Genomic DNA, 5,369 nt, shown 5'->3' with positions numbered 1-5,369 from the left:
TACAATTTCCATATGGCTATCGAGTCGGTGCAAGTTTTTTCTAATCAGCACCTTAATGGTTCGATAGCTTTCTTGTCTATTCCGTCAACTAAAAATTGTCCGGAGTATTGTAATTAGAAAGTTCTTTAATATACGTCATTTCACGCCATCTAGTTTAGAGTTGACGTTAACGTGTAACGGCTGTGTGACAGCACAAACGGCCGCATTAGCAATGTCTTCACTCAGAAGATTCTTTACCGAAGCAGATGCATTGGCACAACCAACACTTTATCTATTCGGTTTCCATCCATACTAACTACTTCAAAGCGTAGTCCCGCCCACTCAAAATGTTCAGCCACCAAGGGAATATGCCCTAACTGGTTGACGACAAATCCCCCTAAAGTTTGATAGTTTACCCCTGCTGCTGGTAACAATTTTCTAATATCTAAAATCTCTTTCAACTCATCAATTGGCAACAGTCCATCTAACAACCAAGACCCATCTTCACGTTGCACCACATCAGGATCTGCTAGTTCTTCACTGGTTGGGATATCACCTACTATCGCTTCCACAATATCAGTGATTGTCACCAAGCCTTGTGTCACCCCATATTCATCTACGATTAAAGCAAGGTGAGTCCCAGATTTCTTAAATAACTCTAAGAGATTCAAAGCCTTCATGCTTTCCGGCACATATAAAAGTGGCTTTAGTAAAGCTTGCAATTCAATGGCTTGGGTTGGATTTTGGGCTAAAAATTCTTTGGTTTGCACAATACCTAATAAGTTATCAATGCTCTGTTGACCAACTGGCAAGAAAGAATGAATACTTTCAATAACTTGGCTACGGATTTTTGACAATGGTTCATCAATGTCAAGCCAAACCATCTCTGTACGTGGTGTCATAAATGCACTGACTTGTCTGTTACCAATATTAAATACTCGCTCTACTACGTCTTGTTCCGCTTCTCCCAACAGACCTGCTTCATGGCTAGCTGCCACTAAAAGTTTCAATTCTTCAGTTGAATGAAGCAATTCTTCGTTACTTCCTGGTTCCAAGCCTATAAGCTTAAGAACCAAATTTCCTAAACTATTTAAAGCTTGCACAGCAGGGCGAAATATCACTAAATATAGTTCTAAGAGATTTATAACCGCAAAGGCTGTTCTTTCCGTGCGCTGGAGCGCTAAACTTTTCGGAGCCAATTCTCCCAAAACTATGTGGAGAGACGTAATGATTGTAAAGGCAATCACTACTGATAACGTATGAGCGCTAGTTTGCGATAAAGATTTTGGCAGCCAGTGGAAAGCGGGTTCGACCAGTACTGCAATCGCTGGTTCTCCAAGCCAACCTAAGCCTAAAGAAGATATAGTAACACCAAGTTGAGTCGCTGCTAGATAAGCATCCAAGTTATTTACTGCCCGTTGTAAAGCTTTTGCACGGGGATGACCTTGGATGACCAACTGTTCGACACGACTACGGCGAAGCGCAACTAAGGCAAATTCAGCCGCTACAAAAAATCCGTTGGCTAGCACCAAGAAAATCACCGATAGCAATTTGCCCGCAGTAAGCCAAGTCAATGGACTGTTCATAACTATCTATTCTAGCCTTTGATCCTAATTACTACTGCGATTATTTTGTCAACACTAATTGCTACCTATTTGCCAGGCAATGGTCGGCAAATATTCTTTGGATATGTAATTAAACAAGATCATAAGTTAGAGCAATACCGTACCACTTAAAAGCGGGACGCTGCGCGAACGTGGATTTTGCTTGCTAGACGGAGCATCTCGTACATAAAGCGGGCTATTAAGCATCACACTTCGTTTGCGTGTCCAAAAAGCAATCCACACCCATATAGCTTTTTGGCAAAATGCCTCTGATTCGCTGATAACTTCCTGTATTCTGGGATATCTGTTCTTTGTGGAAAGCCAAATGATTCCTATAGATATGAAACGACTCATCAAAAAAACCTATAGCCCAGTTCGCAAGAAAACAGAAGTAACCCCAACTCCACCAACGACTGAACCCATTGAGATGCCTAAGAGCCAAAATATTCCTGAACTAGTAATTGAACCAAATCCACCTATGTACATTGAAGACTACGTTTCCGAATCCGAATACATTTCAGAACACTATCGCCCCCTACGCTCTGTTGGCAACTCTGGGTGGCAACCGTCTGATGTGTGGCGAGAGTTAAGGGTTGATGATTTTTGTAGGTAAATTAAGCTCTGACTGAGTAAAAATTAATATATCATGCTAAATTACCTTCAAAAAAGCCATAAAACGCTTACTAGGCAAGAAAAATCAACATTATTTACTGGTTATTTATGGGGTGTAGTACTGATTCGGGCTTTTGAGCTTTATTGTCGAGCTTAGTTTTGATATCTAACTAATAATTTGGCATAACAGCTACTGAAGAACCAAAATTATTAAACCTTAATGTGTCTAGAAAATTTTCTAGACATATTAAGGTTTCGTTAAGTTATGGAGTTAAATATAGTGCTTGAATGAAGGTCTATATTCAGAGTAGTTAGTCAATTTCACCTTTGGGTAAAGAGCAAATGAATATTAGATGCAATTGTATGAAGATAAGGTTTACTAAATTCAATTGGCAATACTTGCTGATTATACGCCTCTTGCAAAGCTCACTCCGATTACGCTTTGCTTAACAATATTTACCAAAAATACAAGCTCCTTTCAAATGTTCTAAAGTTCATATAAATGATTTATCAGTGAAGTTTTGGGCTACAAGTAAATACTCTGGGTAGGGATGTGCTAAAAATAGTTTTACGGCAAGTATGCTGTGGTTAACATCTATATATTTGTTAAGTATTGCACAAGGCATTTAAAGTCTAGATAATTCATTAAATTTAATTATTAGGGCAAGTCATGAACAAAAAATGGGCTATCAAACGAATCACAATAAATCTTGCATCAGCTGAAAGCGAAAAACTTGAACGATATTGTGCAAGTACAGGTAGACCTGCAACTGATGTGATTCGGGAGTTGATTCGCTCTCTCTCCATAACCGAGTTATCAGTGTCTGAACAGACTACACCTACGCTAAAATATGATGTTCCCATTCTGAAATAATGGCAATTGAATCACTTGGGTCTGTTTGGCATTATCCAGATTGGACAAGGAAATTCCCAATAACCTGATACTGCGGTTCTCTAATTCAATCGATAAAAACAAAACAGTATTTTCGCTATCTCAAAAATTGTATCTACTTCACTAATTGGAGCGATCGCTGTCTTACTACGTGTTATCTGGCGATAATCAGAAAACTTGACTTTTAGGGTTAATGTACGTCCTCGCGTTTCGTGCTGCTCTAAGCGTTGCTCTACAATTTGGGCAATCTGGTCGAGTTCTTGTAACATTTGACCGACATCGCTTAAGTCTTGTGCAAACGAGGTTTCTGCACCAATGGACTTGCGAACCCGATTCGCCTCAACTAGACGGTCATCTTCTGCTCTGGCAATCTTGTAGTAATAATGACCTGCTTTACCAAAGTGGTGTGTTAGCTCAGAAAGAGTTCGCCCCTTCAAATCTGCACCAGTATGAATGCCGAGTGAATGCATCTTTGCTGCCGTCACCTCTCCAATACCGTGGAATTTTTCAATCGCTAGCTGTTCTACAAATGCGTAGACGCTTGCGGCTTGTCGTAGACATCGCATCCTCCGGTAAAATAACCGTCAGTCCGTTGGGCTTGTTCTGTCCTGATGCCATTTTTGCCAAGAACTTGTTAATTGACACCCCTGCGGTTGCCGTCAACTGAGTTTCCTGGAAAATCGCAGTTTTGATATGTCTTGCGATTGTAGAGGCGTAGGTTATATTCTGCTTATTCTCAGTAACGTCCAAATATGCTTCATCTAAAGCGATCCCTTCCACCAATCACTGAGTTTTGTTGAATTGCGGGCTGCGCGATGCCTGCGGCGGGCTGCGCCAACGCACTTTCTCTTCCAAATGGATGTCGCCAATTCGCCCCAGTCTGCCAATGCCACCAACTCAGTAGCTTTGCTCCTGGTTTGGCTATCTCAAACACCAAGGAACCTGGTAATCTCTGCTCATCTGGCAAGTCGGGAAATTCTTCTTTTGATAAAAGGCGCTCTGCAACTGTCACATACCCTGTTGCATTGACAAACGCTGCAAACTGTGCATTTGTCACTTCATATTTATCGATACAAAAGGAACTAACTCTTACCTCTTGAACTGATAGTTCTTCTATCAAACCAGAATTATTCGATCCCATTGTGAATGTCCCACCGGGAATCATTACCATTTTTGAGGGACAGGAATTTACGGTAGCAGCAAAAGCAGGAGGAATGATGAGTACCATCGCTACTCCTGTAATTAATAACATTACTAAAAAAATTTTCTTTACAGCACTTACGGCAGCTCTGAGGTACATCCTCAAATCTAAAAGCTTTAATAGGAGAGGGCAAGGAGAAAAACTGTATTGCATAATAGCCGGAAGCGCTGTAACACAGTGGTGTTGACTGCTAATAAAAATAAATTAAAATTCAGGCTAAATATTTTTAAAACATTTCCTGTGTCAAGCTATGACGTAATAATAGGCGAAAATCTAGCAATTTTTCCTCAAAAATTACCATCAGTGTGAACTAATTTAAAAAACTTTGAGTTTGTTTGAAATTGATATTGTACGCTAGATTGATAAAGTTACAGTATTTAATACTGTATGGATAAATTACCTCTTAAGCAAAAATAAGTCAAGAACTTTTCTGGCTGACATGATATAGCCTGAAAAAAGCTAGCTTTCTGCCACGATATTGACGAATCAGACTTTCAACGGAGTCGTTGATAAAAGGTAGCAAATCGATAAATGCTTGGTTACAAAGCCGCTCACTATCAACTAACGTTCCGTCCAAATCAAAAATCACCTGAGTAAAGTGATTTACTGCTGTCCAAAGCCAAATTTTGTTTTTTTTGACCCGATGAATGTCTCTAATTCATCCAGTTCTCCAACTTCGGGAATGATATCTTCTTTTGGCACGTCTGGAAGTTTTTCTCCTAATTTTTTGACCCAATAAATGATGGTAGTATGATGCACACCTTTAACTCGCTCAATCCCGCGCAAACCCATGCCGTTCAGGTACATTTTTAAACATTCTTGTTTCACCTCCTCTGAATATCCTTTCGGCGGATTGTACACATCTATAAATTGGCGTTAGCGAAGCGGGGCGGAACGCACGTCGCAGTTAGTACAGATGTGATTTTGTTTACCTCTTCGCTTTCCATTCTTCCGGATTTCCGTAGACCCACAGTATGGACATTGCATAGTAGATAACCTCAATTCATCCCTCTATTATGCAACGCCACTAGTCATAATATATATTTGTCTAATAGAGGGTTTTTAGGTTCCATTGAAAAGC

The 5,369-nt window shown here is 40.1% G+C and carries 6 protein-coding genes and 1 pseudogene; 2 read left to right on the top strand and 5 right to left on the bottom strand.

Going from position 1 to position 5,369, the window contains the following annotated elements:
* Positions 1 to 233 precede the first annotated feature (233 nt).
* Entirely contained in the window at positions 234 to 1,565 is a 1,332-nt protein-coding gene (locus tag HWQ39_RS14895) for a hemolysin family protein (RefSeq protein ID WP_292846140.1), read from the bottom strand.
* Positions 1,566 to 1,908: 343 nt separating this feature from the next.
* On the opposite strand from HWQ39_RS14895, the gene HWQ39_RS14890 reads away from it, so the two are divergent.
* Together HWQ39_RS14890 and HWQ39_RS14885 are read left to right on the top strand one after the other, a co-directional pair.
* A complete protein-coding gene (locus HWQ39_RS14890) occupies positions 1,909 to 2,196 on the top strand; it encodes a hypothetical protein (protein WP_292846137.1) in 288 nt (95 codons plus the stop codon).
* Between the two features lie 669 nt (positions 2,197 to 2,865).
* Positions 2,866 to 3,069, top strand: coding sequence for a CopG family transcriptional regulator (locus HWQ39_RS14885; protein WP_292846134.1), 204 nt, complete (start codon positions 2,866 to 2,868; stop codon positions 3,067 to 3,069).
* Between the two features lie 80 nt (positions 3,070 to 3,149).
* Here HWQ39_RS14885 and HWQ39_RS14880 read toward each other — a convergent pair whose 3' ends face one another.
* The 4 genes and pseudogenes from HWQ39_RS14880 to HWQ39_RS14865 form a co-directional block, all read right to left on the bottom strand.
* Positions 3,150 to 3,653 (bottom strand): hypothetical protein, encoded by a 504-nt coding sequence (locus HWQ39_RS14880; protein WP_292846131.1) that lies wholly within the window; start codon positions 3,651 to 3,653, stop codon positions 3,150 to 3,152.
* Positions 3,595 to 3,867 carry a hypothetical protein gene (locus tag HWQ39_RS14875; RefSeq protein WP_292846143.1) on the bottom strand — a complete coding sequence of 91 codons (273 nt, stop codon included), beginning with the start codon at positions 3,865 to 3,867 and terminating at the stop codon, positions 3,595 to 3,597. Before HWQ39_RS14875 ends, HWQ39_RS14880 begins: the two co-directional genes overlap by 59 nt.
* Entirely contained in the window at positions 3,845 to 4,339 is a 495-nt protein-coding gene (locus tag HWQ39_RS14870; RefSeq protein WP_292846128.1) for an SUMF1/EgtB/PvdO family nonheme iron enzyme, read from the bottom strand. The genes HWQ39_RS14875 and HWQ39_RS14870 overlap by 23 nt, the downstream gene beginning before the upstream one ends.
* A 538-nt stretch (positions 4,340 to 4,877) precedes the next feature.
* Positions 4,878 to 5,275: pseudogene (locus tag HWQ39_RS14865) on the bottom strand (IS1 family transposase); the annotation flags it as partial.
* Positions 5,276 to 5,369 lie beyond the last annotated feature (94 nt).

Origin of the sequence: Nostoc sp. NMS8, assembly GCF_017115045.1 — a bacterium.
Classification (GTDB): domain Bacteria; phylum Cyanobacteriota; class Cyanobacteriia; order Cyanobacteriales; family Nostocaceae; genus Nostoc.
The sequence above is the reverse complement of the archived record's forward strand: the minus strand, read 5'-3'. Positions and strand labels throughout refer to the sequence as shown.

What these genes read in the sequence shown, in the direction of transcription:
- HWQ39_RS14895 (WP_292846140.1), bottom strand. Translation starts at nt 1,565, where the DNA reads ATGAACAGTCCATTGACTTGGCTTACTGCGGGCAAATTGCTATCGGTG.
- HWQ39_RS14890 (WP_292846137.1), top strand. Translation starts at nt 1,909, where the DNA reads ATGATTCCTATAGATATGAAACGACTCATCAAAAAAACCTATAGCCCA.
- HWQ39_RS14885 (WP_292846134.1), top strand. Translation starts at nt 2,866, where the DNA reads ATGAACAAAAAATGGGCTATCAAACGAATCACAATAAATCTTGCATCA.
- HWQ39_RS14880 (WP_292846131.1), bottom strand. Translation starts at nt 3,653, where the DNA reads ATGCGATGTCTACGACAAGCCGCAAGCGTCTACGCATTTGTAGAACAG.
- HWQ39_RS14870 (WP_292846128.1), bottom strand. Translation starts at nt 4,339, where the DNA reads ATGTTATTAATTACAGGAGTAGCGATGGTACTCATCATTCCTCCTGCT.